The organism is Streptomyces sp. NPDC027189, assembly GCF_055566975.1.
Genome location: NZ_JBVHRI010000005.1, coordinates 461,618 through 488,336, shown reverse-complemented (window position 1 = coordinate 488,336; position 26,719 = coordinate 461,618). Strand labels below are relative to the sequence as shown.

The 26,719-nt window shown below is 70.8% G+C and carries 23 protein-coding genes and 6 tRNA genes; 9 read left to right on the top strand and 20 right to left on the bottom strand.

What is annotated here, in order from left to right; translation table 11 throughout:
* Positions 1–10 precede the first annotated feature (10 nt).
* From ACZ4RZ_RS15870 to ACZ4RZ_RS15840, 7 genes are all read right to left on the bottom strand, one after another.
* A complete protein-coding gene (locus ACZ4RZ_RS15870) occupies positions 11–2,746 on the bottom strand; it encodes an exo-rhamnogalacturonan lyase family protein (RefSeq protein WP_467744982.1) in 2,736 nt (911 codons plus the stop codon).
* A 102-nt stretch (positions 2,747–2,848) separates the two neighbouring features.
* Positions 2,849–3,484, bottom strand: a complete 636-nt coding sequence (locus ACZ4RZ_RS15865) for a hypothetical protein (protein ID WP_467744980.1) — start codon at positions 3,482–3,484, stop codon at positions 2,849–2,851.
* 1 nt (position 3,485) lies between these two features.
* Entirely contained in the window at positions 3,486–4,358 is an 873-nt protein-coding gene (locus ACZ4RZ_RS15860) for a carbohydrate ABC transporter permease (protein ID WP_467744978.1), read from the bottom strand.
* Positions 4,355–5,323 (bottom strand): carbohydrate ABC transporter permease, encoded by a 969-nt coding sequence (locus ACZ4RZ_RS15855; RefSeq protein ID WP_467744976.1) that lies wholly within the window; start codon positions 5,321–5,323, stop codon positions 4,355–4,357. Before ACZ4RZ_RS15855 ends, ACZ4RZ_RS15860 begins: the two co-directional genes overlap by 4 nt.
* Positions 5,323–6,612, bottom strand: coding sequence for an ABC transporter substrate-binding protein (locus tag ACZ4RZ_RS15850; RefSeq protein ID WP_467744974.1), 1,290 nt, complete (start codon positions 6,610–6,612; stop codon positions 5,323–5,325). The genes ACZ4RZ_RS15855 and ACZ4RZ_RS15850 overlap by 1 nt, the downstream gene beginning before the upstream one ends.
* A 1,050-nt stretch (positions 6,613–7,662) precedes the next feature.
* Positions 7,663–7,734, bottom strand: a tRNA-Val gene (locus ACZ4RZ_RS15845).
* A gap of 83 nt (positions 7,735–7,817) precedes the next feature.
* On the bottom strand, positions 7,818–8,252 hold the full coding sequence (locus ACZ4RZ_RS15840; RefSeq protein ID WP_467744972.1) for a TIGR02611 family protein: 435 nt from the start codon (positions 8,250–8,252) through the stop codon (positions 7,818–7,820).
* 191 nt (positions 8,253–8,443) lie between these two features.
* Here ACZ4RZ_RS15840 and ACZ4RZ_RS15835 point away from each other — a divergent pair, with 191 nt between their 5' ends.
* Both ACZ4RZ_RS15835 and ACZ4RZ_RS15830 read left to right on the top strand, forming a co-directional pair.
* Entirely contained in the window at positions 8,444–8,857 is a 414-nt protein-coding gene (locus ACZ4RZ_RS15835) for an SsgA family sporulation/cell division regulator (RefSeq protein ID WP_003959770.1), read from the top strand.
* 275 nt (positions 8,858–9,132) lie between these two features.
* Positions 9,133–9,690 (top strand): CGNR zinc finger domain-containing protein, encoded by a 558-nt coding sequence (locus tag ACZ4RZ_RS15830; RefSeq protein ID WP_467744970.1) that lies wholly within the window; start codon positions 9,133–9,135, stop codon positions 9,688–9,690.
* 86 nt (positions 9,691–9,776) lie between these two features.
* Here the strand turns inward: ACZ4RZ_RS15830 and ACZ4RZ_RS15825 are convergent, their stop codons facing one another.
* Both ACZ4RZ_RS15825 and ACZ4RZ_RS15820 read right to left on the bottom strand, forming a co-directional pair.
* Complete coding sequence (locus ACZ4RZ_RS15825) at positions 9,777–9,929, bottom strand: hypothetical protein (RefSeq protein ID WP_010988207.1); 153 nt, start codon at positions 9,927–9,929, stop codon at positions 9,777–9,779.
* Between the two features lie 165 nt (positions 9,930–10,094).
* Positions 10,095–10,541, bottom strand: a complete 447-nt coding sequence (locus tag ACZ4RZ_RS15820) for a hypothetical protein (RefSeq protein WP_467744968.1) — start codon at positions 10,539–10,541, stop codon at positions 10,095–10,097.
* A 172-nt stretch (positions 10,542–10,713) separates the two neighbouring features.
* Here ACZ4RZ_RS15820 and ACZ4RZ_RS15815 point away from each other — a divergent pair, with 172 nt between their 5' ends.
* Positions 10,714–11,238, top strand: coding sequence for a DsbA family protein (locus ACZ4RZ_RS15815; RefSeq protein WP_467744966.1), 525 nt, complete (start codon positions 10,714–10,716; stop codon positions 11,236–11,238).
* A gap of 16 nt (positions 11,239–11,254) precedes the next feature.
* On the opposite strand, the gene ACZ4RZ_RS15810 is transcribed toward ACZ4RZ_RS15815, so the two are convergent.
* The 3 genes from ACZ4RZ_RS15810 to ACZ4RZ_RS15800 form a co-directional block, all read right to left on the bottom strand.
* Positions 11,255–12,079, bottom strand: a complete 825-nt coding sequence (locus tag ACZ4RZ_RS15810; RefSeq protein WP_467744964.1) for a GNAT family N-acetyltransferase — start codon at positions 12,077–12,079, stop codon at positions 11,255–11,257.
* A 97-nt stretch (positions 12,080–12,176) separates the two neighbouring features.
* Positions 12,177–12,998, bottom strand: a complete 822-nt coding sequence (locus ACZ4RZ_RS15805; protein ID WP_467744963.1) for an aminotransferase class IV — start codon at positions 12,996–12,998, stop codon at positions 12,177–12,179.
* Positions 12,995–14,038, bottom strand: a complete 1,044-nt coding sequence (locus ACZ4RZ_RS15800; protein ID WP_467744962.1) for a chorismate-binding protein — start codon at positions 14,036–14,038, stop codon at positions 12,995–12,997. The genes ACZ4RZ_RS15805 and ACZ4RZ_RS15800 overlap by 4 nt, the downstream gene beginning before the upstream one ends.
* 156 nt (positions 14,039–14,194) lie before the next feature.
* Between ACZ4RZ_RS15800 and ACZ4RZ_RS15795 the strand changes: the two genes are divergently transcribed.
* From ACZ4RZ_RS15795 to ACZ4RZ_RS15775, 5 genes are all read left to right on the top strand, one after another.
* Positions 14,195–14,267, top strand: a tRNA-Gly gene (locus tag ACZ4RZ_RS15795).
* A 39-nt stretch (positions 14,268–14,306) separates the two neighbouring features.
* A tRNA-Cys gene (locus tag ACZ4RZ_RS15790) sits at positions 14,307–14,380 on the top strand.
* Position 14,381: 1 nt separating this feature from the next.
* Positions 14,382–14,453: transfer RNA gene (locus tag ACZ4RZ_RS15785), tRNA-Val, on the top strand.
* 36 nt (positions 14,454–14,489) lie between these two features.
* Positions 14,490–14,561: transfer RNA gene (locus ACZ4RZ_RS15780), tRNA-Val, on the top strand.
* A gap of 40 nt (positions 14,562–14,601) precedes the next feature.
* Positions 14,602–14,676 (top strand) — tRNA-Val (locus tag ACZ4RZ_RS15775).
* A gap of 124 nt (positions 14,677–14,800) precedes the next feature.
* Here the strand turns inward: ACZ4RZ_RS15775 and ACZ4RZ_RS15770 are convergent.
* The 4 genes from ACZ4RZ_RS15770 to ACZ4RZ_RS15755 form a co-directional block, all read right to left on the bottom strand.
* A complete protein-coding gene (locus ACZ4RZ_RS15770; RefSeq protein WP_467744960.1) occupies positions 14,801–15,100 on the bottom strand; it encodes a TFIIB-type zinc ribbon-containing protein in 300 nt (99 codons plus the stop codon).
* 74 nt (positions 15,101–15,174) lie between these two features.
* Positions 15,175–16,116 (bottom strand): phosphotransferase family protein, encoded by a 942-nt coding sequence (locus ACZ4RZ_RS15765; RefSeq protein WP_467744958.1) that lies wholly within the window; start codon positions 16,114–16,116, stop codon positions 15,175–15,177.
* Between the two features lie 526 nt (positions 16,117–16,642).
* Entirely contained in the window at positions 16,643–16,852 is a 210-nt protein-coding gene (locus ACZ4RZ_RS15760; protein WP_189187967.1) for a hypothetical protein, read from the bottom strand.
* 199 nt (positions 16,853–17,051) lie between these two features.
* Complete coding sequence (locus ACZ4RZ_RS15755; RefSeq protein ID WP_060902353.1) at positions 17,052–17,327, bottom strand: hypothetical protein; 276 nt, start codon at positions 17,325–17,327, stop codon at positions 17,052–17,054.
* A 196-nt stretch (positions 17,328–17,523) separates the two neighbouring features.
* On the opposite strand from ACZ4RZ_RS15755, the gene ACZ4RZ_RS15750 reads away from it, so the two are divergent.
* Positions 17,524–18,846, top strand: a complete 1,323-nt coding sequence (locus tag ACZ4RZ_RS15750) for a serine/threonine-protein kinase (RefSeq protein WP_467744956.1) — start codon at positions 17,524–17,526, stop codon at positions 18,844–18,846.
* A 24-nt stretch (positions 18,847–18,870) separates the two neighbouring features.
* Here the strand turns inward: ACZ4RZ_RS15750 and ACZ4RZ_RS15745 are convergent, their stop codons facing one another.
* From ACZ4RZ_RS15745 to cbiE, 4 genes are all read right to left on the bottom strand, one after another.
* The gene (locus ACZ4RZ_RS15745; protein WP_467744954.1) at positions 18,871–19,689 is read right to left on the bottom strand and encodes a TrmH family RNA methyltransferase; all 819 of its coding nucleotides are present in this window, start codon (positions 19,687–19,689) and stop codon (positions 18,871–18,873) included.
* 64 nt (positions 19,690–19,753) lie between these two features.
* Positions 19,754–20,998, bottom strand: coding sequence for a uroporphyrinogen-III C-methyltransferase (gene cobA / locus ACZ4RZ_RS15740; RefSeq protein ID WP_467744952.1), 1,245 nt, complete (start codon positions 20,996–20,998; stop codon positions 19,754–19,756).
* A gap of 245 nt (positions 20,999–21,243) precedes the next feature.
* Positions 21,244–25,041 (bottom strand): nicotinate-nucleotide--dimethylbenzimidazole phosphoribosyltransferase, encoded by a 3,798-nt coding sequence (cobT, locus tag ACZ4RZ_RS15735; protein WP_467744950.1) that lies wholly within the window; start codon positions 25,039–25,041, stop codon positions 21,244–21,246.
* Positions 25,042–25,386: 345 nt separating this feature from the next.
* Positions 25,387–26,598: a precorrin-6y C5,15-methyltransferase (decarboxylating) subunit CbiE gene (cbiE, locus tag ACZ4RZ_RS15730; RefSeq protein ID WP_467744948.1), complete on the bottom strand. Its 1,212-nt coding sequence runs from the start codon at positions 26,596–26,598 to the stop codon at positions 25,387–25,389.
* Between the last annotated feature and the right edge of the window lie 121 nt (positions 26,599–26,719).

Genomic DNA, 26,719 nt, shown 5'->3' with positions numbered 1-26,719 from the left:
GGGCGTACAGCTACGGCATCTTGTCGCCCAGCAGCGCTAGGTTCTCGATGGCGGCGAGGCCGTACAGCGCGGTGTCGTTCGTGTAGACCCAGTTGGCCTCGCTGCCCGGCACCAGGGTGACCGGGCCGTTCAGCTTCTCCGTCTTCCAGGGCGAGGACTCCGTGTAGCCGTCGGAGTTGTAGAACTTGCTCCACGCGCGCGTGGCGAGCTTCGCGTCGCCGGTCTGTACGGCGGCGTACGCGTCGAGGCGCGAGTGCCCCTGGAAGAGCAGCAGCGTGCCGAAATTGGAGCCGTAGCGGGCGGCCTGCTCGGCCTTGGTGGCGTTGAAGTAACGGCAGTAGTCGAGGTACGCGTCCTTGAAATCGGGCATGTCGACGAGGTCGATGAGCTCGGCGCACAGCTCGTTGAGGCCGAAGACCGCCGAGAGATGCGAGACTCCGACCACGGGCGTCGAGGCGATCGCGAACCTGCCCGTGTCGAGGTCGTACAGCCCGCTGCCCTGCACGAATCCATTGGGCTGGGCGGCGATGGACTCCATTGTCGACAGCACGCGCGCCTTGGCCTTCTCCCACTTCGGGCCCTTGCGCTCCCACTCCGTCAGCCACGCCGAGACGAGCCCGCTCCAGTCCGTGCCGAAGCCGATCGACAGCGCATGGCGGTCCGGGGTGTACGGCTCGGTGCGGATCTTGCGGATCGGGTCGAGGACCAGGAACGTCTCGTCGGAGTCGACATTGGCGTGCATGAGGTCGCCGACCCGCTCGTCCGCGGTGAGGAAGTAGTAGTAGCGGCGGTACGTGGTGTTGGCGATGCGCTGCTGCTTGGCGCTGTCGGCGTAGTGCTGGACACCGTGCCGGGTGCCGAGGCCCGCCCACTGGCCGAGGTGGTAGACGTCGACCTCGCCGGTGTGCCGGGTCATCGCCTCGGCGAAGCGGAAGATGTCGGCGCGACCGCTTCGGATGTACGCGAACCACAGCCAAAGGTCCGGCGACAGCTCGGAGTTGTCCCAGGCGTAGCCGCCGACGTCGTACCGCCACTGGTGCCTGACCGGGTCGTACGAGTGCATGATGTCGCCGTAGTCCCAGAAGCCGTACCAACGGCGCATCTCCACCTGGTCCTTGTAGTAGGTGAAGAGGAAGTCGAGGTGGTCCTCGATCTTGGCCTTGGCGGCCGTGGAACGGTCGGGCTCGGAGTAGAGGCCGGGACCGAAGACCTTCGCCTTGATGAGCTGCTTGGGCGGGGCGGCGAGCTGCGGCAACACCCGTACGGCTTTGACCTGTTCGGCGAGCTTCCCGGGGGTGGGCGTCGACTCGTTGGCCCAGAAGAGGAGTTCGGAGGTGCGTGCGATGCCGTACGGGGTGCCGAAGCCCGGCTCGTAGTCCTCGTAGGTGATGTTGAGGCCCTCCAGCTGTTCGGCGTAGGTGTCCTGGCCCATGCCGTCGTGGTAGAAGCGCAGGTCCATGGGCTGCGCCTCGGGCGACCAGAGCCAGAGGGTGACCTCGGCCTCGTCGGTGTGGGCGTCGCGGATGTCGAGCTGGGCGGGGAACTTCTCCCAGAAGTCCCGCAGTCCGAAGGAGAATCCGCCGCTCGGCCCCCCGACATAGCCGAAGCCCGACGCGCGCTGCCCGCCCCCGGCGCCGATCCAGCCGTACCCCTTCTTCGTGCGCTTGCGCAGCGTGAAGCCGTCGGCGGAGAGCTGGGCGAGGGTGTAGTCGCCCCACTCGGGGATGTACTGCAGCCGCGTCGTCACCCGCTGGTCCCAGGTGGACGGGTCGGGCAGCTTCTCGCCCGCGAACTGGGCCGCCTGCACAGCCGCGCCCGGGTCGCGCCGCAGCCCGGTGACGCCCTTGACGGCCTCGCGCAGCAGACCGGTCCCGTCGCCGCCGACGCGGATGTGGCGGTCGTACGAGGCATCCCGCATCGGCACGGTGAAGCGGACGCCGAGCCCGCGGATGAAGTCGCCGCTCGCCTTCCCCGGCTCCTGCTTCCCGTCGAAGGTGATGGTGTGCACCATGCGGAAGGAGTCGGCGCCCGCGTAGAAATACAGCCGGATCGAGAACGGCAGCCAACTCCGGTCGCCCTTGCGGTGTTTGCCGTCGATGCGGACGACGGCACGCACCGGGCCCTCCTGCTCGACGTCGACCTCGGAGATGGCGCTCTCGAAGCGCTCGGACTTCTCCGCGCCCTGATCCTCGTCCTCGATCTCCGGCTGGCGGATGAGGACCAGCCGGCCGTTCTTGGCGATCTCGGTCGAGCCGCGCGTCACGGACTTGACCAGCGTGGAGCCGCTCTTGCCGATCTTCGCGGTGATGACCCCGGTCGATATGTCGATGGTGCCGCCGCTCTTGTCGACGGTGACCTTCTTGTCGGGCGCGGCCGGATCCCCCGCGGTGAGCGTGAGCTTCCCCGAGTCCGAACTCACCGCGTGCGCCGTCCACTTGAGGGAGCCGTCCGGCCAGTAGGCGATCGGCCAGGACTGCACGGGCACGGCCTTGCCGTCGGCGTCCGTGAGCGCGAAGGTCTGGTCCTCCTGGTATGTGCCCTTCGGCCACGGCACGCCGACCGTGGAGCCGGGGGCGGCGCCGAGGCCGCCGTCCTCCAGCCAGTCCAGGGTCACGGGGTCCGCGCCCGCGGCCTCGGCTCTGGGCGCGGCCTGCGCGTGCGTACCGCCCAGCGCCCAGCTGAACTGGGCGGCGGCTCCGGCGACGGCGGCCGCCTTGAGAAGGGACCTGCGGGGGATGGGAGACATGGCCTTCCTTTCCGTGCGGGAAGCTTTTCCGGACGAATGGTCAGGGGCATGACAGGGAGAGGTGCGACGCCGGGGCGCCGACCTGTGCGGGGCGAGGGAAGGTCAGCGGCGCCGGTACCGCTCCTCCACGGCGACGGCCGCCGCCGCGACGGCCCCCAGGACGGGGACCGCCAGCGGCGCGATGAACAGTGCGGAACAGGCCACCAAGGCCACTCCGCCGATCAGCAGGAAGGAACCTGCCGGGTCGAGAACGGTGCGCCGCCCGGCGTCCGCCAGCAGCGCGCGCCAGGACGCCCCCGGCTCCCAGGACGCGGTCGCGCGCAGCCCGGCGACCGCCCCTCCGATCAGGGCGAAGAGGCCGACGGCCCCGACCAGCGGGCCACCGGGGATGCCGGCCCGTACGGCCTGGACGTCCACCCAGATCACCGCCGCCGCGACCCAACCGGCGAGCCCGGCGATCCAGCCGCGCCGGACGGCCGCCCGGAAGTCGGCCACGAACTCCCGTCGGCCGCCCGCCTCATGGGCCGTACGCCGCCGCAGATGCCGCGCGCCGGCCGCGAACGCGGCGGGGTAGGTGACCAACGGCAGCGAGGCCACCGCGATCCAGACTCCGGTGAGCAGACACTCCGCGAACACGGCGAACCGCTCGGCGAAGACGGATTCGCGGGGCGCCCTGCGGGACTTCGCCTTCGCGTGCGCTTGTGGATGCGCCTTGGCCCGCGGCTGGGTGGTGGCCATGTCAGCCCTTCAATCCTGACGTCGCCATACCGTCGATCAGATACCGCTGGAAGGCGAGGAAGAAGAGGAGCACGGGCAGCAGCGCGACCAGCGACATCGCGATCATGCCGCCGTAGTTGGCGACTCCCTCCTGGTCGCGGAACATCATCATGCCCAGCGAGACCGTGTACTTGCTGGGCTCGTTGAGGTAGATCAGCGGGCCCATGAAGTCGTTCCAGGCGTTGATGAAGGTGAAGATCGCGCTGGTGATGAGGGCAGGCCGGCACAGCGGCAGCACGATCGACCAGTAGATCCGCAGATGCCCGCACCCGTCGAGCCGGGCCGCCTCGTCCAGCTCCCGGGGCAGGTTCCGCATGAACTGCACCATGAGGAAGACGAAGAACGCCTCGGTGGCCAGGTACTTGCCGATCAGCAGCGGCACATAGGTGTTGACCAGCTCCATCTTCTGGAACATCACGTACTGCGGGATGAGCAGCACGTGATACGGCAGCAGCAGCGTGCCGATCATCAGCGAGAACAGCAGGTTCCGCCCGGCGAACCGGATCTTGGCGAAGGCGTACGCCGTCAGCGAGCAGGAAATGAGGATGCCGACGACGGAGCCGAGCGCGTAGATCAGGGAGTTCTGGAAGAAGGTGGCGATCGAGATGTCGGCGATGCCGTCGGCCAGTCCCTTGAAGTTGCCGAGGATGGGACTGGTCGGGAACAGATCCAGACTGCCGATGATCTCCCGGCTGGGCTTGAACGAGGCGCCGATGACCCAGATCACGGGATAGAGGACGACCGCGAGGATCAGCAGGGCGCCGATGTGCCAGCCCAGCGAGCCGGCGCGCTTGCGGCCACCGAGTTCCATGGGCTTGCGCAGGGTGGTGCTCATCGGGCGTCCTCCTCGTAGTGCACCCACCGCTTCTGCGACCAGAAGAGGACGGCCGTCACCAGCGCGACGGCGAGCAGCAGCATCCAGGCCATGGCGGACGCGAAGCCCATCTGGGACTCCTTGAAGCCCTTTTGGTACAGGTAGCAGGTGTAGACGAGCGTGGCGTCGGCCGGTCCGCAGGTGGCGTTGGAGACCACATACGCCGAGCCGAATATCTGGAAGGAGTGGATGGTCTCCAGGAGCACGTTGAAGAAGAGCACCGGCGAGATCATCGGCAGCGTGATGCTCCAGAACCTGCGGAACGGCCCCGCGCCGTCCACCTCGGCCGCCTCGTACAGCTCCTTCGGCACCTGCTTGAGCCCGGCGAGGAAGATCACCATGGGGGCGCCGAACTGCCAGACGGTGAGCGCGACCAGGCTGTAGAGCACCCAGTTCGGGTCGCCGACCCAGCCGCCCGTGTGGAAGCCGAAGAACGACTGCGTACGGTCCACGATGGCGTCGTCGGAGAAGAGCGCGCGCCAGACGAAGCCGACGGAGACGCTCGCGCCGATCAGTGACGGGGCGTAGAACGCGGCCCGGTAGAAGGCCTGGCCGCGGCGGCTCTGCGCCAGCAGCAGGGCGACCCCGAGCGCCAGCAGCAGCTTGAGCGGCGTCCCGATGACGACGTACTTGGCCGTCACCTCGACCGACTTCTGCCACCGGGGATCGTCGAACATCTTGGTGAAGTTGTCGAAACCGATCCACTTCGGTGAATTGAAGAGGTTGTAGTCGGTGAACGCGAAGTAGAGCGAAGCGACCATCGGGCCCGCGGTGAGCAGCAGGAAGCCCGCGATCCACGGGGACATGAAGAGATAACCGGCGAGATTCTCCCGGCGCCCCCGCCGCTTTACGGTGGCGGGGGCCGAAGGGCGTATCTCCGGGGCGTCGGGCGGAGAGTCCTTGACGAGCGTCACGGCGGTTCCCATCAGGCGGCGAGGGCGGTCTTCGCCTCGGAGAAGAACTGCTTCACCGCGTCGGAGACCTTGGTCGTGCCCTGCGACATGTCACCGCCGATGCGCAGGAAGGCGGCCTCGACGGTGTCGGCGCCGGCCGGATGCGGGGTGATGGTGCCGAGCACTCCGGCCGCGGCGACATCCGTCTCGTACTGCGCGATCGCCTTGTTGGGGGCGTCGGCCGGCTTGTACGCGTCGAACTGCTCGGTGGTGGCGAGGATGCCGCGGTCGTAGCCCATGATCTTGCCGACCTCGGGGTCGTGGACCATGAAGTTGATGAACTGGGCGACTTCCTTGGGGTGCTTGGTGCGCGCGGAGGCGCTCAGCATCAGTGAGGCGAGGTACTGCCCGGTCTGCTTGCCGTCGGTCGTCGGAATCGGAGCGAGGCCGTAGCTGCTGTCGCCCTCCGCGGTGTATCGGACCGTGAAGTTGTCCCAGGTGAACTCGGAGGCGGCGTGCCCCGCCGAGAGCGAGGACTTCGGCTTGTCCTGCTCGACCCGCTTGGGGTCGGTGATGATGCCGGCCTTGACGCGGTTGTAGCCGTCCGTCCACCACTCCGTCAGATCGGCCTCGTCGAAGCCGAGTCCGTCCTTGGTGAAGAACGCCTTGCCGTTCTGCCGGAGGTAGAGGTCGTACAGGTACATGATGCTGAAGTAGCCGGTGTCGCCCGGCACCTTCTGGGAGTCATGGATCTTCTTGAGGGCCGCGAAGTACTCGTCCCAGGTCCAGCCCTGCTTGGGCGTGATGCCCGCCTTCTTGAACACCTTCTCGTCGATGACAAGGGACATGGTGTTGGATCCGACGGGAATGCCGAGCTGCTTTCCGTCGACCTGACCGACCTTCTCGACCCCGGCGCGGAAGTTCTCCAGGCTCAGATTTCCCGCGTCTATCTGGGACTTGAGATCGAGGAGTACCCCCCTCTTGTCGTACTTCCGAAGAAATCCGACGGCGTTCTGGAATACGTCCGGCGGATTTCCACCGGCGGCCTGGGTCTGGAACTTCTCCCAAAAGGCCACGTAATCCTGGAAGTCCGTCTTCACCTTGATCTTCGGGTACTTCTTCTCGAAGAGCGCGATGGACTGATTGATCCTCTTCGCCCGCTCGTCGGCACCCCACCAGGCGTAACGGATCGTCACCGTCCCGTCCCCGGAACTGCCGCTGTCCCCGCCGCAGCCCGTCGTCGCGGCCAGCCCCAGCGTGGCCAGCGAAGCTCCGGCCGCCTTGAGGACCGTCCGCCTCTCAACACTCCCGTTGTTTCCCACAGTCGGGCCTCCCCGCAACGTCGTCGTCGCCGCATGAATCGTTTCAAGTAAGCGCTTGCTGGCACAAGGTACGGAGGGCTTTCGGGCACGTCAATGATTCGGACAGGAATTGATGGGATGCGGTTTGCCTGCAGGGCGGCGGGGGCGGAGGTGCGGTTCGCCCGTTGGGGCGTGACTGTGCAGGTCGGGGGCGTGTGGTCGACCTGTCGGACATGATGCGGTGGGTCGCGTGGGGTGGGGGCGGGGCCGAAAAGTACTGCGGGGCGCTGGGGTTGGGCGGAGGTGGGGCGAACTGAGGGTGAGGAGTGGGGGGCTGCTGGGCTGGGACGGAGCCGGGCCGAGCGGCGTGACAGGCTCGGCTCTGACAGAGCCGGGACACCCTGCCAGGCTCGGCCCGAGCAGCGGGCGAGGCACCGTGCGGGGGCCAACTTGAACAGCGCCGGGGATACCTCCTAAAGGCTCACCCCAGGCAGGATCCAGGGCACCCCGAATAGCCCGAGCGGGCTCAAGGTCCGCACCCGGAAGGGTCGTTCACGAGGTGCGAAAGTGGATGCTGGAGCGCTGTCGGCCCGCGCCGGTCAGGCCCGGATCGGCGCAGGTCAGCGGGCGATCGAATGCGGCGCCGGACAGCAGCCCGTCCGCCGGGAGGTCAAGCGACGGCGCCGGCTGCGGTGCCCCTTCGGGCGCCCACCGACTCGGCACCGGCCGCCTTGGCCCACCGTCAGGCTGCTACATCTCAGCAACGCGCACCGTCGGGGTTCCACGCCTCAGCAACACGCACCGTCACACCGCCGCGTCTCAGCAACGCGCACCGTCAGGGTTCCACGTCGGCAACCGTCCCGGCACCGGCACCCCCGCGGCCTGGACAACCCCTCGACGCCTCCAAGCAACGTCAACTGCAGTGCTCCCAGCGGGTCAACCCACTCCCGCGCACCCCGGCGCTCCCACGTCCTCAACTTCCCCATGGCAAAGCCCCCGCCGCACACCCAGGAACGACGAAGGCGACCTGGGTCCACGCATTCCGTGGACCCAGGTCGCCTACCGCGTACGTGGGCGATACTGGGATCGAACCAGTGACCTCTTCGGTGTGAACGAAGCGCTCTCCCGCTGAGCTAATCGCCCGGGCGCAGGGAGAACATTACCCCATGTCAGGGGGTGGCTTCGACCAGTCGAGGTGCCTCAGGACGGCACCCGAGCGGGCTCCCTCACTCCTTGATGTTCCAGGGCATCGCAAGGCCGAACTTCCAGACGTAGACGCCGACTAGGACCGCGACGATCACCAGGCCGACGGTCGTGAGGATGATGTTGCGACGCCGCACCTTGGGGTCGAGCGCCGCCTGAGTCGCCTCCGTGACCTTGCGCTTCGTCCAGCGGAGCACCAGCTGCGCCCAGACGAACTCGGTCGCCCAGATCGCCATGCCACCGAAGATCACCAGCCAGCCCGGCCCGGGCAGCGGAAGCATGATCACGCCCGCGACGACCACCGCGAGCCCCACGATGAAAACGCCCACCTGCCAGCTCAGGTGCAGCGCGCGGCGCGCCTTGATGAAATCCGGCGCTCGCGAACCGAGCGCTCGCTCACCCTTCGCCCCGTCCTCGGCCATGGCGACCTCGCCCGGCTCGTCACTCCCCGTATTCATACGACCAAACCCTACCCGAGAGAAACCAGTCACCGGAATGGCCCTATCCGGCGAACGCTCTCTCGGCCGGATGAGTTACGTAAAGGCACGCAAAACACTCAGAGGGGTTTACAACGGCACCGTAGGTGGCATGTCGATTTCGCCGACGTGCGAATCCCCGAGCGCACACTGAGCGAAAGGCCCTGGCGCTTATGAACACCACGGTCAGCTGCGAGCTGCACCTGCGCCTCGTTGTGTCGAGCGAGTCCTCACTGCCTGTTCCCGCAGGACTGCGGTATGACACGGCCGATCCCTACGCCGTGCACGCCACCTTCCACACCGGAGCCGAGGAAACCGTCGAGTGGGTGTTCGCCCGCGACCTCCTCGCCGAGGGCCTGCACCGGCCCACCGGTACCGGCGACGTCCGAGTCTGGCCGTCCCGTAGCCATGGACAGGGCGTCGTATGCATCGCCCTGAGCTCCCCGGAGGGCGAGGCTCTGCTCGAGGCCCCGGCGCGGGCCCTGGAGTCGTTCCTCAAGCGAACAGACGCTGCCGTGCCCCCCGGCACGGAACACCGGCACTTCGATCTCGACACGGAGCTCTCACACATCCTGGCCGAGAGCTAGCGAGGCATCACAGAGCCGCCCGGCGCCGTCCACTCGGGGAGACGGCTCGGGCCTAGACAACCGCATAGGGCACAACCGCATAGGGCACGACCGCATAGGGCACAAAACACCGGCGCCGTCGCCGCGGACCACCGCGGAGGCGGCGCCGGCGTGCGTGCCCGGCCCGCCGTTGCCCCTACGCCGCTCCCCCGCGACCGCTCTTCGCGGCGCGGAGCCACTACCATCGGCCAGCATCGGGCGGGCGCCCGCCCGACCCCCAGGCCAGGGAGCGAAACGTGCTGATCACCCACGACACCCGGTGCGCCCTCGACGCCGTGGTGGATCTGGTGAACACCGCGCCGGAGGACCGGACGACGGACGGGCTCGCGGATGTCGCGCTCCTCGCCGATTTCGTACGAAAGCACGAAATCAGCGATGTCGGTGTGCTGTCCGAGCATGATCTCGCGGCCGTGCGCAAGGTCCGCGACCGGTTCGCCGGGATCTTCGCCGCCGACGACCCGCGGACCGCCGCCGCGCTGATCAACGAACTGGTCGCCGCCGCGGGCACCACCCCCCGGCTCACCGACCACGACGGCTACGACTGGCATGTGCATTACTTCGCGCCGGGCGCCTCCGTCGCCGACCACCTCGCGGCCGACTGCGGGATGGCGCTGGCCTTCTTCGTGGTCGCCGGGGAGCAGGAACGGCTGCGCCGCTGCGAGGCCCCGGACTGCCGGCACGCCTTCGTCGACCTCTCCCGCAATCGCTCCCGCCGCTACTGCGACAGCCGCACCTGCGGGAACCGCCTCCACGTCGCCGCCTACCGGGCACGCCGGAAGGAAGCGGCGGGCTGACGGACGCATCCCCACCACGCTCGACACGAGGAGGTGGCGGGCTGACGGAGCCCTCGGCGGGTGACGCCAGGGGCTCCGTGTACGGCTCAGAGCAGCAGCAGGTCGTGCAGCGAAGCCATGAGCAGCAGACAGCCGATCACCGCAAGGAAGATCATCAGCGGCGGCTGGGAGAGCGCGAAGAGACAACCACGCCGCTCCTCGGGCGGGGCGGCGGTGTCGCTCTGTGTTGTGTCCAGCATCTCGCGGCGATGATGGCGCAGCTGACACCCGTTGCGCGATCAACACGCCCAGAAAATGCGGGAGTTCGCCAGATCTTGCGACGGACGTGCTCGAACATGAACGCTTTCGCGCACGCTATGAGGCCCCCGTGAAGCTTTGTGTCGTTTCAGCTGGTCATGGGCGGCTCATATGCCGTGCTTCTTCAGGATGGCCTCGATGTCACTGAAGTCGTCCCCGGAGCCGGTGGCGCGGGGCGTCGCCGCGGGGCTGGCGGCCGGGCGTGCCCCCTGGCCCAGCGAGGGCGCCGAGGCCGCCGGGGCCACCGCCTCGCGCTGGGCGGCGGCCTTCGCCGCCTTGCGTTCCTTGCGCGTCCCGCCGCCGCGCCGCTCTATGGCCCGCGTGGTCATGAACAGCAGCCAGGCGCCGCCGAGCACGACGAAGCCGGCCCACGCGGTCGGGCTGAACGCGGTGTCGGCCAGCCAGCCGACCACCCCGGTCATCACCAGGCCGACCGGCACGAGCGAGTATGCGGCGATGCGGGCGGCCGCGAGGAAGCGCTTGCGGTAGGCCGTGACCGCGGCGATGCCCAGGCCGGCCGCGGAGACGGCGGAACAGACAGTCTCGGCAATCATCCGGTCCTCCAGGGCAGGGCTCGGTCGGGCAGGGTCGGTTCGTCCCTTCCATCCTGCACCGCCCGACGCCCGGTATGCCATGCTCCGGGCGGACCTCAGGGACATCTCCGGGTCGGCGTCCTCCCCAGGTCCCGGTTGGGGCGCCCCCGCCGGGGCTGGGAGACTTGTCTCCATGAACGACTCCTCCCCCGCCCGCCCGGCCGCCGCCGTCCTGGACGTCTGGTGCGAACTCCAGTGCCCCGACTGTGACAGCGCCCTCGCCGACCTGCGCGCGCTGCGCGCCCGCTACGGCGACCGTCTGGAGCTGCGACTGCGGCACTTCCCACTGGAGAAGCACAAGCACGCCTTCGCCGCGGCGCAGGCCGCCGAGGAGGCCGCGGAGCAGGGCCAGGGCTGGCCGTACGTAGAGGCGGTGCTCGGCCGCGTGGCGGAGCTGGACCGTAAGGGAGAAGCCTTCCTGGTCGAGGTCGCCCGTGAACTCGGTCTGGACGCCGAGGAGTTCGACACGGCCCTGATCGACGGCCGGCACATCCTGATCGTCGACGCCGACCAGGCCGAGGGGAAGGCCATCGGCGTGACCGGCACCCCGACGTACGTCATCGGCGGCGAACGCCTCGACGGCGGCAAGAGCCAGGAGGCGCTGCGCGAGCGCATCGAGGAGATCGCCGACCGGCTGCTGGCCGAGCAGGAGGCGTGACGCCCAAGGGGGCCGCTTACAGCAGGTCCTTGTACAGATAGCGCGCCGTCGTCCGGTAGCCGAGTGACTCGTAGAGCCGCTCGGCCGGGGCGTTGCCCGAGAAGACGTTGAGACCCATGCGGTTCATCCCGGCGGTCACCGCCTGCACCTCGGCGAGCAGCATGAGCGTACGGCCGTGGCCCCGACCTCGATGCGCCGCGTCGACCTGGACGTTGTAGACGAAGGCGCGGCCGCCGTGCTCCCCCAGCCACAGGTCGCCGACCCGGGTGCCTTGGTGTTCCAGGATGGTGAACCACATGTTCTCCGTGGCGAGGCCCCGCGGCAACAACTGGTCGTGGTCCCGGTTCGACTTGGCGTAGGCCTCCGCCTCCGCCAGGCCGCGCCGGATCCAGTCCCGCGCGAAGTCCTCCCGGCCATGCTGGTCCCAGACTTCGTACTCGGCCTGTGTCATCGGGCGGCCGACGCTCCCGGCGGGCACCCCGGGCGGGGTGTCGCCGAGCAGTTTCTCCATCCCGCGGTTGCGGGTGACGTAGCCGAGCGCCTCGGCAAGCCTCAGCCCTGCTTCGGCGTCGCCGGGGACCGCCAGCTCGATCTGCTTGCAGCCCCAGCCGCGTGCCACCTCCTCGGCGGCCAGCGCCGCCACGGTGCCCCGCCCGCGCCCACGGTCCGGCTCATCGATGCGGAGCTCGCGGATCAGGGCGACGGACGCCCCGAAGTTGCGGTCGGTCGCAAGGCGTACGACACCGACGGGACGGCTGTTCACACACACTTGGTAACGGCGCGAACGCGTCCCGTCAGCGGCGTGCTGAAGCGGCTCGGTCGGCCGCAGGGTGGTGGTCATCAGGGGTGTTGTACCCGCTGCGGGGTGCGAGGTCAGCTGAATTTATTCAGCCGTCAAGCGATCAAACGATCGGCAGACCGCGAAATCGAGCGAGCGATCAGGGATCGAGGTCGTCCCCGGCCCGCTCGTCGAAGATCCGCATTGCCTTGGCGGTCACCGGGCCCGGCGCGCCCGGGAGTTCACGGGTGTCGACCCGGTGCACGGCCTGCACGTCGCGCAGCGTGGAGGTCAGGAAGACCTCATCGGCGCGCTGCAGGACCTCCAGCGGCAGTTCGGTCTCCTTGGCACCGGTCCACTCGACGGTCAGGGCGCGTGTGATGCCGGCGAGGCAGCCGGAGGCGACCGGCGGCGTGTGGATCTCGCCGTCGAGGACGACGAAGACATTGGACCCCGTGCCCTCGCAGAGCTGACCGACCGTGTTGGCGAACAGCGCCTCGGACGCGCCGTGTTCGCGCGCGCGGGCCAGGGCGACCACGTTCTCGGCGTACGAGGTGGTCTTGAGGCCGGTCAGCGCGCCGCGCTCGTTGCGGGTCCAGGGGACCGTGACGACGGCGGTGGAGTCGGGGCGCCGGGAGGACTCGCCAAGGGCGACGACCAAGGTCGGGCCGTGCTCGCCGCGGTCGGAGCCGAGCGGCCCGTGGCCGCCGGTGTACGTGATCCGCAGGCGGCCGAGCGGCATCGGGTTGGCGTCCATGACCGCGGCGCAGGCGCGGCGCACCTCGTCGAGGTCGGGCTCGGGCAGGCCGAGGCCGCGGGCCGAGCGGGCCAGCCGGTCGAGGTGGCGGGTCAGCGCGAACGGCCGCCCGTCGACCGCCTTCACGGTCTCGAAGATGCCGTCACCCACGGTCAGTCCGTGGTCGAAGACGGAGACGCGGGCGGTCTCGATGTCCTGCAGCCCACCGTCGAGCCAGATCTTCACGTAAGGGTCCCTCCACTCGCCTCGTACCCTCCCGACGCTACCGCGAGCAGTCGCGCGGCCTTCAGCTCGGTCTCCCGCCACTCCCCCTCGGGGTCCGAACCCCAGGTGATGCCGGCGCCCGTCCCGAACCGCAGGACCCCTTCGTCCCGGTCGATCCAGAAGGTGCGGATACCGACGGCGAGCTGCCCGGTGCCGCGGTCGGCGTCGACCCAGCCGATGCCCCCGCAGTACGGGCCGCGGGGAGCGGTCTCCAGGGCCTCGATGATCCGCAGGGCGCTGGACTTGGGGGCGCCGGTGACGGAGCCGGGCGGGAATGCGGCGGCGAGCAGCTCGGGCCAGCCGGCGCCCTCGCGCAGCTCGCCGTGGACCGTGGAGACGAGATGGACCAGGCCCGGATGCTTCTCGACGACGCACAGGTCGGGGACGGTCACGGTGCCGGTGGCGCAGACCCGGCCGATGTCGTTGCGGACGAGGTCCACGATCATCACGTTCTCGGCGTAGTCCTTTTCCAGGAGGTCCGCTTCGGTGCGTCCGGTGCCCTTGATCGGGCCGGACTCGACGATCCGGCCGTCGCGGCGCAGGAAGAGTTCCGGGGAGGCCGTGGCTGTCTCCACTCCGTGCGCGGGCAGCCGGATCGTTCCTGCGTAGGGCGCCGGGTTGCCCCGGGCCAGCAGCGAGGTCAGCGCGTCCACGTCCGCGTCGGGTGCGATCGGCGCGGAGAGCACCCGGCAGAGGTTCGCCTGATAGACCTCGCCGGCCGCGATGTGCTCGCGGATCCGTCGTACGCCCTCGGTGTACGCCGCGCGGTCCAGGGACGACTTCCAGTCGTCGGGCGCCGGTCCCCGCCACTGCCCGGGCACCGGTGCGGGCACGGGTTCCTCTCGTACGTCCCGGAAGCGGGCGCAGATCAGACGGCCCTCGAAGTCGGCCGAGACGGCCCAGAAACCGGTCGAGTCCAGGGCCGCGGGGTCGCTGGTGACGTCGAGGAGACCGGTGGCGACGAGGCCACCGAAGCGGGCGAGAGGAGGGAGGTCGAGCACGCAGTCGAGTCTATGGTGGGTGACCTGCGGGTGCCCTGACCATGTCCTTGGGCGGACAGACCGCAGCACGCTGCACAAACGCGTTTTTGTGCTGGCCCCGGAATCCGCTAGAGTTCAACACGTCGCCGGGACGCGCAAGCCGAACGGAAACGACAAGCGGACGTAGCTCAGTTGGTAGAGCGCAACCTTGCCAAGGTTGAGGTCGCCAGTTCGAACCTGGTCGTCCGCTCGCAGAAAGTGGGGGATCTTCCCGAACCCCTACGCTCCTGGTGGAGTGGCCGAGAGGCGAGGCAACGGCCTGCAAAGCCGTCTACACGGGTTCAAATCCCGTCTCCACCTCCAAGGACGATTAGCTCAGCGGGAGAGCGCTTCCCTGACACGGAAGAGGTCACTGGTTCAATCCCAGTATCGTCCACTGGATCTTCCAGCACGTACGGCAAGATCCGAACCCGCGCGATTAGCTCAGCGGGAGAGCGCTTCCCTGACACGGAAGAGGTCACTGGTTCAATCCCAGTATCGCGCACGCAGTACCGGCAGTACGCGTGGCTTGGGCCGCGTGACCTGCGCGATTAGCTCAGCGGGAGAGCGCTTCCCTGACACGGAAGAGGTCACTGGTTCAATCCCAGTATCGCGCACCAGCCGAAGCCCCCGGCCGTCTCGTACGGTCGGGGGCTTCGTCGTATGGCCGCGACCGTGCGTACGACGAAGGGGCCCCTCCGCTGAGGAAGAGGGCCCCTTCGGTCGTTCAGCACGTTCAGTTCGTCAGGACGAGAAGAGCATGTGGCCGAAGCTCTTGTGGCGGTGGTGGCCGCCGTAGTGACCGCCGTGGCCTCCGTGACCGCCATGCTGCGGGGCGCCCCAGGCGGGCGCGGGGGCGGACGGGTACGCCTGCGGGCCGGCCGGGGGCGGCGGCCCGGGCTGCTGCCACTGGGACTCCAGGCGGGTCAGCGCCTCCAGCTCGCCGTAGTCGAGAAATATCCCGCGGCAGCCGCTGCACTGCTCGATCTGGACGCCATTGCGGTTGTACGTGTGCATCGGCGCATGGCACTTCGGACACTGCATGCTCGGCTCAACTCCTCGCCGGTCGGTACTGCTTCCGCCAGGACAGACTCCGCCCGGCTTCGGTCGGTTGCACCTTACGTCGCGAAACCGTGCGCCAACTCGGGCGGGACGGTGCCCATTCGGTCACAGGCGTCGATCACGGCCTGCTGCACCTCGTCCAACGGGTGCCCGGCGGCGACGGATTTGGCGATCGCCAGGGCCGCCGTCTGCACGGTGAGGGCGCGGGCCACGACGTCCAGGGCGGGCCAGGGGTCGCCGGTGACGGGCACGGCCGGGCCACCGGCGCGCCGGTAGGCGGTCAGGAAGCGCAGCCACTCGTCGGGCGGGAGCAGGCCGCAGGCGTACCAGGCGGCGGGGCGGGCCAGGTCCCAGGCCGGGGCGCCCACGCCCAGGTCGTCGACGTCGATGAGGAGCCAGGGGCCGTTCGGCGCGGGGTGGCGGACGAGCTGGCCGAGGTGCAGGTCGCCGTGGCACAGGGTCGTGGCGTCCGGCACCGGGGCCTCGGCGCGGGCCCAGGGCGGGAGACCGGCCCAGGCGCGCAGGACCGGGGCGGCGGCCGGGTGCGGGCCCGCCGCTCGGAGCCGGGCAATCGCGCGGGCCGCCTTGGCGGGGCCGCGCATGGGCGGCAGGCCGTGCGGCGCGGGGGTCCGGTGGAGGCGGGCCAGCAGGGTGGCGGCGGCCTCCCAGGGGGCCGCTTCGGGGTTCTCGGGGTCGACCGGGCTGCCGTACGGCCAGAACGTCACCAGGCGGCCGTGCAGGTGGACGGGTGTGGGGGTCTGCGGGGGCAGGAGGACGCCGGGGAGTTCGGCGGCGGCGGAGAGGCGGGCGGCGAGTTCCTCGGGGCCCGCGTCGGGGGCGTGCGCTTTGGCGACGGTGTCGCCGTGGCGGACCACGGTGCCGTCGTCGCGGTCGGCGAGGACCGTGTCCTTGGTCCCGCAGGGGCAGGGGCCCGGCACGGGGTGGACCGCGCCCCGCACCTTGGCGGTGAGTGCGGGCAGCAGGGTGTCTGCGGTCACGGGTCCCCCTGGGGTGTACGGCGTCTGGGGTGAGCGTACGCAGGTGGGGTGCCGTGGGGTGGGGTACCCGGCGTAGGTGAACGGTGCCCGGCGCGGGTGAGGGGTACCGGCGTAGGTGAATGGTGCCCGGCGCGGTGAGGGGTACCCCGCGCGGGTGCTGAGCTCGGGGGGTGCGCTGCCCGGCGCTTGCGGGGTGCCGCTGCGCCCACCCGTGCCGCCCCTAGCGGCACGCATGCCCGCAGCTGGGACGAGAGGCCGCCGGGCCGCCGCACGCATGCCCGCAGCTGGGACGAGAGGGGAGCCGCCGGGCCGCCGCACGCATGCCCAGGGGCGCCGCCCCGCCGCGCCATTGCCCACAGCCGGGACGAGGCGGTGGGCGAGCTTCTCGCTGTGACCGTGCAGAAAAATGCCCGCGCAGCTCCCCAGCTGCGCGGGCATTTTGTGCCGTCCGCCGCACCCCCGTCCCCACGGGGTTTCATGGCCGGATGTCCCCGCCCGGACCGCTCTTCCGGGCCTGGGGCGCCGCTCAGCGCCCCAGCATCACGCCCACGGACGACGCTTGTGTGACCACCGCGTCCCAGCCGCCGAAGACGACTACGAGCAGGGCCGCCAGGGGAAGGACCATCGCTGTCGCCACCAACGGGTGGCGCTGACCCTGGCGGCGGGTGCCGAACGCGGCGCTGTACGCCTTGCGTCCCTGCGTGCGGAGCGCTGTCCGCGGTGCCGTGTGGGCCATGGTCCCTCTCCTGACCGAGCTTCTGTTGTGGTTGGCAGCGGCGGGTGTCTGACCTCGGGGGACGAGTGCTGCACCCGCCGCTTGACCTCAAATCTAGGCGCGCGGCGCCGGTGGGTCGTCATGCCCTCGTACCGATTGGCGGGCCTCCCGGAGGATGAGCGATGACCTGCGGAGTACTCCCCTGGGTGGAGATGAGGACCTAGGTCTCAGGGTCTTCCCGGAGGGGGCGCCCGGTGTGCCCCGACTGTTCCGAGCTGTCCTCCCTGGGCACCGGCTGCTCGACCAGCGCCAGCACCCGGGTCGCCATGAAGCGGGCGGTGCGCACCACTGATCCGCTTCGGGTGACTTCGCTCACTTCCACGACACCTCGGCGTACCGCCGTTTCCACCCGGCGGCCCGCCCTGCTCGCCACCACCTCGTACGTACGCGTCGTGTCCCCGGCGTCCACGACTATCTCCACACGGTCACCCTTCACGGGCCCAATCCCCCTTCTGCGACGGATGGTTGGGATGACAGGCAGCCCAAAGTCGTCCTGTTCACACGCTCCCTGACCACCTTTCAAGTTTCCCACCCGGCACTGACAATCGATCGGGCCGAGAGGGCGCGGCCTCTGCGCGCGCTCGGCCGCGGAAACGTAAGCTGTGGCTCGTCAAACGGACCGGGCAGCGGGGATGGACATGGCGATGATGCGCCTGAGGCGCGAGGACCCGCGTGTCGTCGGCTCGTTCAGGCTTCACAGACGGCTTGGCGCCGGCGGGATGGGCGTGGTCTACCTGGGCTCCGACCGGCGTGGCCAGCGGGTCGCGCTGAAGGTGATCCGACCGGATCTGGCGGAGGATCAGGAGTTCCGGTCGCGGTTCGCACGCGAGGTCTCGGCCGCCCGACGCATCAGGGGCGGATGCACGGCGCGGCTCGTCGCCGCCGATCTGGAGGCGGACCGGCCGTGGTTCGCCACGCAGTACGTGCCAGGGCCCTCCCTGCACGACAAGGTCGCCGAGGAAGGCCCGCTGTCGGCCGCCGATGTCGCCGCCGTCGGTGCCGCCCTCTCCGAGGGGCTCGTCGCCGTGCACGAGGCCGGTGTCGTCCACCGTGATCTCAAGCCGTCCAACATCCTGCTGTCCCCGAAGGGACCGCGGATCATCGACTTCGGCATCGCGTGGGCGACCGGGGCCTCGACACTCACGCATGTCGGTACGGCCGTGGGCTCGCCCGGCTTCCTCGCGCCCGAGCAGGTGCGCGGGGCCGCTGTCACGCCGGCCACGGATGTGTTCGCGCTCGGGGCCACGCTCGCCTACGCGGCGACTCAGGACTCGCCCTTCGGGCACGGCAGTTCCGAAGTGATGCTCTACCGGGTTGTGCATGAGGAGCCCCAACTGCACGGCGTTCCGGACGCACTGGCTCCGCTCGTACGCGCGTGTCTGGCGAAGGACCCCGAGGAACGGCCCACCACCCTCCAACTGTCCCTGCGGCTCAAGGAGATCGCGGCCCGCGAGGCACAGGGCATGGCGGATGTGCGGCCGCCGGCGCCGCGCACGGATCCCGACCGGCCGACGGGGCGCCTGGCCGAGCAGTACGCCGAGCAGCGCACCCAGCGGCGTCCGCAGGGCACTCCCCCGCCGCGCACGGGCGGGACGAACGGCGGCACGAGGTCGGCGCAGTCGGGTTCGCGCCCCACGCCCGCACGGAACACCGGCCGCTCCGGCAACAGGCCGACGCCCCGCAGTGGTGCCGGGCGTCCCGGGTCCCGAACCACCGGGACCGGCCGGCGGCCGGCCAACCCGCGACTGCTGCGCCAGCGGCTCTTCGTGTTCGTCGTGGTGACGCTGCTCGTCGCGCTCGGCATCGCGGCGGCCCAGGGGTGCCAGGGACCGGCACGCGGGCTGGACGACGGCGGCACCCACAAGGACGTACGACAGGAGCAGTCGTACGCACCACTGCCCACCGGGGACCTGATGTCCCAGCGGTACCGGAGTGAGATCCGGCAGGACGGCTAGGGCCTGACGGTCGCCGTCAGGGCATCAGAGCTGCGGGCGGCCCGTCGCCACCGCGTAGAAGGCGACCGCGGCCGCGGCGCCCACGTTGAGCGAGTCGACGCCGTGGGCCATGGGGATGCGAACCCACTCGTCTGCCGCCATCAGGGCTTTCGTCGACAGGCCGTCGCCCTCCGCACCCAGCATCAACGCGACCCGGTCCATGCGGTGCGGGGCCGCCTCGTCGAGGGACTTCGCCTTCTCGTCCGGGGTGAGCGCGAGCAGGTTGAAGCCGGCGTCGCGGACCGTCTCCAGGCTCTTGGGCCAGGAGTCGAGGCGCGCGTACGGGACCGAGAAGACCGCCCCCATGGAGACCTTCACGGAGCGGCGGTAGAGCGGGTCCGCGCAGTCCGGGGAGAGCAGGACCGCGTCCATGCCGAGAGCGGCGGCGGAGCGGAAGATCGCACCGATGTTGGTGTGGTCGTTGACCGACTCCATGACGACGACCCGGCGCGCCGACTGCAGGAGTTCCTCCGCCGTCGGCAGCGGCTTGCGCTGCATCGAGGCGAGCGCGCCGCGGTGCACGTGATAGCCGGTGACCTGCTCGGCGAGCTCCGGACTGACCGCGTAGACCGGGGCCGGGAGCTCGTCGATGACGTCGCGCATGACATCGACCCACTTCGCGGACAGAAGCATCGAGCGCATCTCGTACCCGGCGTCCTTGGCCCGTCTGATGACCTTCTCGCCCTCGGCGATGAACAGGCCCTCGGCGGGTTCGCGCTTGCGGCGCAGCTCCACGTCGGTCAGGCCCGTGTAGTCGCGCAGACGCGGGTCGTCGGGGTTCTCAACGGTGATGAGATCGGCCACAGGGTGATACTGCCTTGTCCTGGGTGCGGTGCCAACGGCTGGGAACGGGTTGGGTTACCCGTGGTTACTCAGAAGCCTTCGTCGGGCTGTGCACGCCCACGTTCACGACCTCGCCGATGACGATCACCGCCGGCGGCTTCACGTCCTGCGTCCGTACGGTCTCGGCGACCGTCGCCAGGGTCGCGTCGACGCGGCGCTGTGCGGCGGTCGTTCCCTCCTGGACCAGGGCGACGGGGGTGTCGGCCGGCTTGCCGTGCGCGACGAGGGCTTCAGCGATCTTGCCGATCTTGTCGACGCCCATGAGGACGACGAGCGTGCCGCGGAGCTTGGCGAGGGACGGCCAGTCGACGAGGGAGCGCTCGTCGTCGGGGGCGACATGGCCGCTGACCACCGTGAACTCGTGGGCGACCCCGCGGTGCGTGACCGGGATGCCCGCGGCGCCCGGAACCGAGATCGAGCTGGAGATGCCGGGCACGACGGTGCAGGCGATGCCCGCCTCGGCCAGTGCCTGCGCCTCCTCCATGCCCCGGCCGAAGACGAACGGGTCGCCGCCCTTGAGTCGTACGACGGACTTGCCCTGCTTGGCGTGCTCGATCAGCGCGTTGTTGATGGCCTCCTGGGCCATGTAACGGCCGTACGGGATCTTCGCCGCGTCGATCACCTCGACGTGCGGCGGGAGTTCGGCGAGCAGGTCGCGCGGGCCGAGGCGATCCGCGATGACCACGTCGGCCTCGGCGAGCAGGCGGCGGCCGCGGACCGTGATCAGGTCCGGGTCGCCGGGTCCGCCGCCGACAAGGGCGACGCCGGGGGTGCGAGAGCGGTGGTGCGGAGCCACCAGGGTGCCGTCGCGGAGGCCCTCCACCACGGCGTCGCGGATCGCCGCCGTGTGGCGGGGGTCCCGGCCCCGGGCGTCCGTCGTCAGGACCGCGACCGTCACGCCCTCGCTGTGGCCCGTCGCCGGGGTCCACGCCGTCGCCGCGTCGGCGTCGTCGGAGCGGACGCACCAGACGCGGTGGCGCTCCGCTTCCACGGAGGCCTGGGTGTTCGCCTCGTGGTCGCTGGTGGCGATCAGGGCGTACCAGGCGTTGGCCAGGTCGCCTTCTTCGTACAGGCGCCTCGTCCAGGTGATCTCGCCCGCGTCCGCCATCGCCTCCACGGAGGGGGTGGCCTCCGGTGAGACGAGGTGGATGTCCGCGCCTGCAGCGATGAGCGCCGGGAGGCGGCGTTGGGCCACCTGGCCGCCGCCGAGGACGACTACGCGGCGGCCGGTGAGGCGGAGGCCTACGGGGTAGGCGGGGTGTTCGGCCATGGCGGTGCGGCTCCTCGTGCGGGGCTTTGCTGGGCGGGGCCCCTACGGCTCTGGAGTTGCCCCTGACATGCGGATTTTAGGGTGCGGGGCCCGTGGGGGGCTGGGCTGGGTGGGGTTTCTTTCCCCAGGCCCGCCCCTTCCCGAAACCGGGGGCTGCGCCCACGGACCCCCGTTCGTCTGCGGGCAGTGGGCGGCTGTGCCCACCCGTTCCGCACCAGTGGCGGGACCGCCCACTGCCGCGGCGCCTACTTTTCCGTTACCCCTGCCGAATCGAAGGTCGCCACCTCGTGCATCGCCCTTGCCGCGCTCTGGACCACCGGGAGGGCCAGGAGGGCGCCCGTGCCCTCGCCCAGGCGGAGGTCCAGGTCGACCAAGGGACGCAGGCCCAGCTTGTTCAGGGCTGCCACGTGGCCGGGTTCCGCGCTGCGGTGGCCGGCGATGCAGGCCGCGAGGACCTCGGGGGCGATGGCGCGGGCCACGAGGGCCGCGGCGCCCGCGCTGACGCCGTCCAGGATGACCGGCGTACGGAGAGAGGCGCCACCGAGGAGGAGGCCGACCATGGCGGCGTGTTCGAGGCCGCCGATGGCCGCGAGGACGCCGATGGGGTCGGCGGGGTCCGGCTGGTGGACTTCGATGGCGCGGCGGACGACCTCGGTCTTGCGGGCCAGGGTCTCGTCGTTGATGCCGGTGCCCCGGCCCGTCACCTCGGACGGGTCGGTGTCTGTGAAGACCGAGATGAGGGCCGCCGACGCCGTGGTGTTGGCGATGCCCATCTCGCCCGTCAGGAGGGCCTTGTTGCCCGCCGCCACCAGATCCCGGGCCGTCTCGATGCCCACCTCGATGGCAGCCGTGACCTCTTCGCGGGTCATCGCGGGGCCCGTCGTCATGTCGGCGGTGCCCGCCCGTACCTTGCGCGGGAGGAGGCCCGGGGTCGCGGGCAGGTCGGAGGCGACGCCCACGTCGATGACGCAGACCTCGGCGCCCACCTGGTTGGCGAACGCGTTGCAGACCGCGCCGCCGCCCAGGAAGTTGGCCACCATCTGGGCGGTGACCTCCTGCGGCCAGGGGGTGACGCCCTGGGCGTGCACGCCGTGGTCGCCCGCGAAGATCGCGACGGCGGCGGGCTCCGGGATCGGCGGCGGGCACATCCGCGACAGGCCCGACAGCTGCGCGGAAATGATCTCCAGCATGCCGAGCGCGCCCGCGGGCTTGGTCATCCGCTTCTGGCGCTCCCACGCCTCGCCGAGCGCCTTGGCGTCGAGCGGGCGGATGTTGGAGACCGTCTCGGCGAGCAGGTCGTGCGGCTCCTCGCCGGGCAGCGCGCGACGACCGTACGTCTCCTCGTGCACGACCCACGACAGCGGGCGGCGCTTGGACCAGCCGGCCTGCATCAGCTCGGGCTCGTCCGGGAACTCGTCGACGTAGCCGACGCAGAGGTACGCCACGACCTCCAGGTGCTCGGGCAGGCCGAGGGCGCGGACCATCTCACGCTCGTCGAAGAAGCTGACCCAGCCGACGCCGAGGCCCTCGGCGCGGGCCGCGAGCCAGAGGTTCTCGACCGCGAGCGCGGAGGAGTACGGGGCCATCTGCGGCTGGGTGTGGCGTCCCAGGGTGTGGCGGCCGCCGCGGGTCGGGTCGGCGGTGACGACGATGTTCACCGGGGTGTCGAGGATGGCCTCGATCTTCAGTTCCTTGAACTGCTTCGCGCGGCCCTTGGGCAGCGACTTGGCGTACGCCTCGCGCTGACGCTGGGCGAGTTCGTGCATGCTCCGACGGGTGTCGGCGGAGCGGATGACGACGAAGTCCCAGGGCTGGGAGTGGCCGACGGACGGCGCGGTGTGCGCGGCCTCCAGGACACGGAGCAGCACGTCGTGCGGGATCGGGTCGCTGCGGAAGCCGTTGCGGATGTCGCGGCGTTCGCGCATCACGCGCAGTACCGCCTCGCGCTCGGCGTCGTCGTAACCGGCGGCCGCCGGGCCGGTGGACTCTCGTACGTCTTCCACTGCGGCCGTGCTCTCTTCCTGGTCGGCGACCTGGGTGTGCAGGTCCTCCGCTTGCTGTGCGACTACGGGTTCCGGGTCCGCGGGGAGTGGCTCCGGTACGGGGGGTGTCTGGGTCCCGGTTTCGCCGTGAGGTTCGCGGGGCGCCGGCACGACTGCCGGAGCGATCTGCTCCGCTTCCTCGACGGGAGTCTCCGAGGGTTCCTCCGCGGCCTCCTCGACCGGGGCGGGCGCCACCACGGTCGTCTCCTCCGCGGGCTCCTCGGCCGCGGGCTCCTCGACCGCGGGCTGCTCGGCCGTGGGCTGCTCCTCCGCCGGGAGGGGCGGCACAGTCATGGCGTGCGGCGGGGTCGGGGCCAGGTGCGGGGTCGTCGGCACCATGCCCTCGACGGGCACGAACTGGCCCAGGGGCTGATCCGCCTGGGGCTCCAGGGGGGTGCCCGGGAGCCCGGAAGCGCCTGCCGCGTCGCCGCCGGCGGCACCGGGGAAGTGCTGCTCGCCGTGGGGTCGGCCCACGGACGCCTGGGGGGCCTCCGCGTGGGCGGCCACTCCTACCCGGACGCCGTGCGACGCCTCGGCGGCACCGGTCTCGGAGAACGCGGCCGGGTCCGCGAACTGCTGGACCGGGAAGGCTTCGAGGCCGGGGACCGCCCGGCCGTGCGAGGCGTCCGCCGAGAGCACGGCCGGCGCGGGCTCGGGAACCGCGGCTGCCGCGAGCGGTTGCGCAGCCTCCGCGTGGGATCCCGTTTCCGTGAACTGGGCGGCCGTTTCACGGATGTGGGCACCAGGGTCCGCGAACTGTGCGGGCTGGGCGGAGAACTGGGCCGCGGGCTCGGCCGGTTCGGCTCCGTGTGCGACCGGTTCGACGATGGCCTGGTCGGCGATCTGCGGTGGGGTCACGTGCTCCGCCTGCGCGGCCTGCTCGGATACGAGGTCCGGCACGGGGGCGAGGTCGGGAACCGGGGCGAGGTGCTGCGCGGGTGTGAAGTGCTCGCCGTCCGACGGGATCTGCGGCGGTACGGCGTCGTGTGCGGGCGCCTGGGCGTTGCCTGCGTGTCCGGCGAATCCGGTGTCGTCCGTCGCCTGGAGAGCGTGCGGAATCTCCGGGGCCGCCGGGAAGGGCGTCGCGTCCGTAGTCCGCTGGACCCGCGGGTCCAGCGAGCCGTCCGTGCTGGCCGTGGCCCCGGGCACCTGGGCGCCCGCCGGTTCCTGGAGGGCGAGCGAGCCCTCCGGGGCCTGGGGTCGCTGCGTCGCGGGCTCGGCAACCTCAGGGATCTGGGGAGCGTGCGCGAGCCCCGGGACCTCAGCGGCCTCCAGAGCCTGCTGCGCGTCCGTGAACTGCGGCGCATTCGCGACCTGGGCCGCGTCGGGCACCGAGTCGGACTCGGTGGTCGGCACGGCCTCGGGCGTCTGCACCGCCTCCGGGACGACCGTTTCTGCAGCGCCCACCTCGGACGCCACGGGCGGAGCGCCCCACGGCACCGCGCCCTGCGGCGGAGTCTCCTCGAACTGCGGCACATCGAGGTACTCGGGCCCCACCGTCGGCGGACCCCCGTGCCGTGCGGGAGTTACGGGAGCGGCGGCCACAGGAGCATTGGCGGGGACCGGCGCACCCGCCGGGCCACGGTCGGCCAGCGAGCGCACCGGGCTCGCGGAGCCGTCCGGCGTCGGCGGCCCGAGGTGCAGCGGGCGGCGCGGCGGCGTCGGCTGGGGGGCGGGCGCCACGTTCGGCATGCGGACGCCGCCGAGGTCGACCGAGCCGCTGTCGCGTCCGGCCATCTCGTGCGCACCCGGCTCGTGCGCACCTGGCTCGTGCGGGCCCGTCTCGTGGACGAACGGCATCGGGGCCGGTGGCGGCACCTCGTTGCCCCACGCGCCCTGTGCTCCCGGCGCGCCCGGCATCAGCAGCAGATCGTCGTCCTCGGCGGGGTTCTCGGAGGGGTCGAGGAAGGTGTACGCGCCCGGCGCGGTGACGCCCGGCTGCTCCACCATGCCTGCGTTCTCCGGCAGTCCCTCGCCCGGGACCTGGCCGGTGTCGGTCATGCGTACCCCTCGCCCATCGGTTAGTGCTTCCAAGTCCAGCTCGCCCGGAACGGCGCACCGACCGCCCCACTGTGAAGAACGAGCGTGCGTGCCCAGCGGCACGAACGACCGGCCAACAAAGACGACAAAGCCATTTACTGGCATTGTCCCGGTCGTCCCGCCTTCGCGACACCTTGATCCGCGAGGGCCCGCTGTGGACTGCGCCACGTTGCGCATCCTCCGGTTCTGCCGTACCACACACGCCTCAAAACGGGCGCGCTTTCCGGACATTGACCGACGAAAGGCCGATCACCCGGGAGCGGTACAACGATCGGCCAGCCTACCGCGCGCAGTACGACAACAGGATCACGGGGCGCGATCCGGCAGACGGCCGCTGAGCAGGAACGCGACGCTCCGTTCCTTCTCCGTCCAGGCCCTTGTATCGAGTTCGACGGACTGAATGAGGGCGCACTCGACCTCGTAGCCGTGCTCCGTCAGGTCCCGGCCGATGAGTTCGGCCGCGTCGCGGGTGGCGGCGTGCGTCACGATGCGCTGCGGACGGCGGTCGGCGACGGCCGAGACCACCGCCGCTCCCCCGCCTCCGACGCGTACGACATCGGGCTCGGGCAGGTTCTCGAGAATGTGCGGCGCGGTGCCGTTCACGATCTGCATCTGGACGCCGAAGCGACGGGCGGAGTCCTCGGTGCGGGCGCAGCAGCCCGGGTTGCGGTCGACCGCGATGACGGCGGCGCCGGTGCGCGCGGCCTCGGTGGCGAAGGCGCCGCTGCCGGAGCCGATGTCCCACACGAGGTCGCCGACGCGCGGGCCCAGGCGGGCGAGTTGGGCGGCGCGCAGCAGATCCGTTTCGCCTTCGCCGAGCGCACCGCCGTACGCCTCGGCGGGCAGCGCCCAGCCGCGCGGTCCGTTGCCCGGGTCGCGTCCGGCGATCCAGCCGCCGCCCTCGGCCGCGGCCATGAAGGCGCCGATGACGATGACGACGTTGGGGTCGCGCCAGGTGTGGTCGGCGGCCTTGTCGGAGGTGACGACGGTGACCTGTTCGCGGGCGGTGCCGAGTTCCTCGCAGATGACGAAGGTGCGGTGCACTCCCTCGAGGAGCAGACCGAGTTCGGCGGGGCCGGCGCCCGGCGAGGTGAGTACAGCAACCTTGGTGTGAGCGCGGCACACATTCACCGCGCGTCGCAGCGTGCGGGGGTGTGCGACGACCACCTGTGCGTCGTCCCAGGGCATTCCGGCGCGGGCGAAGGCGGCGGCCACCGAGGAGACGGCGGGCACCACTTCGACCTCCAGGCCGAACTCGGGGCCCCGCAGGGTGCGCACGACACCGAAGAAGCCCGGGTCCCCGTCGGCGAGGACGACGGCGGTGCCCCGGTGGTTCGCGATCCGGCGTGCGGCGAGGGAGACACTGCCGAGGCGGATGCGCTCGGCGGCCTGGGGCACCTCGGGCAGCGCGAGGTGGTGGGCCGCGCCGGCCACCAGCGTGGCGGCACCGAGTGCGGAGCGCGCCGCGGCGGTCAGCGGCGAGCCGTCCCAGCCGATCACCGTGACCCGGTCGGCCATCGTCGTCAGTCTCCCGAAGGTTTGCGCAGGTCGTCAGGGGGCAGCCCGAGAGCGGGCTCCGTGAGGGTACCTGGTACGGCTGGGCAGTGCCGCTTCGGGCTCCGGCGCGTGGGAGCGGTCC

Coding starts and splice junctions, on each gene's coding strand:
- ACZ4RZ_RS15870 (WP_467744982.1), bottom strand. CDS start 2,746: ATGTCTCCCATCCCCCGCAGGTCCCTTCTCAAGGCGGCCGCCGTCGCC.
- ACZ4RZ_RS15865 (WP_467744980.1), bottom strand. CDS start 3,484: ATGGCCACCACCCAGCCGCGGGCCAAGGCGCATCCACAAGCGCACGCG.
- ACZ4RZ_RS15860 (WP_467744978.1), bottom strand. CDS start 4,358: ATGAGCACCACCCTGCGCAAGCCCATGGAACTCGGTGGCCGCAAGCGC.
- ACZ4RZ_RS15855 (WP_467744976.1), bottom strand. CDS start 5,323: ATGGGAACCGCCGTGACGCTCGTCAAGGACTCTCCGCCCGACGCCCCG.
- ACZ4RZ_RS15840 (WP_467744972.1), bottom strand. CDS start 8,252: ATGAATACGGGGAGTGACGAGCCGGGCGAGGTCGCCATGGCCGAGGAC.
- ACZ4RZ_RS15835 (WP_003959770.1), top strand. CDS start 8,444: ATGAACACCACGGTCAGCTGCGAGCTGCACCTGCGCCTCGTTGTGTCG.
- ACZ4RZ_RS15825 (WP_010988207.1), bottom strand. CDS start 9,929: ATGCTGGACACAACACAGAGCGACACCGCCGCCCCGCCCGAGGAGCGG.
- ACZ4RZ_RS15820 (WP_467744968.1), bottom strand. CDS start 10,541: ATGATTGCCGAGACTGTCTGTTCCGCCGTCTCCGCGGCCGGCCTGGGC.
- ACZ4RZ_RS15815 (WP_467744966.1), top strand. CDS start 10,714: ATGAACGACTCCTCCCCCGCCCGCCCGGCCGCCGCCGTCCTGGACGTC.
- ACZ4RZ_RS15810 (WP_467744964.1), bottom strand. CDS start 12,079: ATGACCACCACCCTGCGGCCGACCGAGCCGCTTCAGCACGCCGCTGAC.
- ACZ4RZ_RS15770 (WP_467744960.1), bottom strand. CDS start 15,100: ATGCAGTGTCCGAAGTGCCATGCGCCGATGCACACGTACAACCGCAAT.
- ACZ4RZ_RS15760 (WP_189187967.1), bottom strand. CDS start 16,852: ATGGCCCACACGGCACCGCGGACAGCGCTCCGCACGCAGGGACGCAAG.
- ACZ4RZ_RS15750 (WP_467744956.1), top strand. CDS start 17,524: ATGGACATGGCGATGATGCGCCTGAGGCGCGAGGACCCGCGTGTCGTC.
- cobA (WP_467744952.1), bottom strand. CDS start 20,998: ATGGCCGAACACCCCGCCTACCCCGTAGGCCTCCGCCTCACCGGCCGC.
- cobT (WP_467744950.1), bottom strand. CDS start 25,041: ATGACCGACACCGGCCAGGTCCCGGGCGAGGGACTGCCGGAGAACGCA.
- cbiE (WP_467744948.1), bottom strand. CDS start 26,598: ATGGCCGACCGGGTCACGGTGATCGGCTGGGACGGCTCGCCGCTGACC.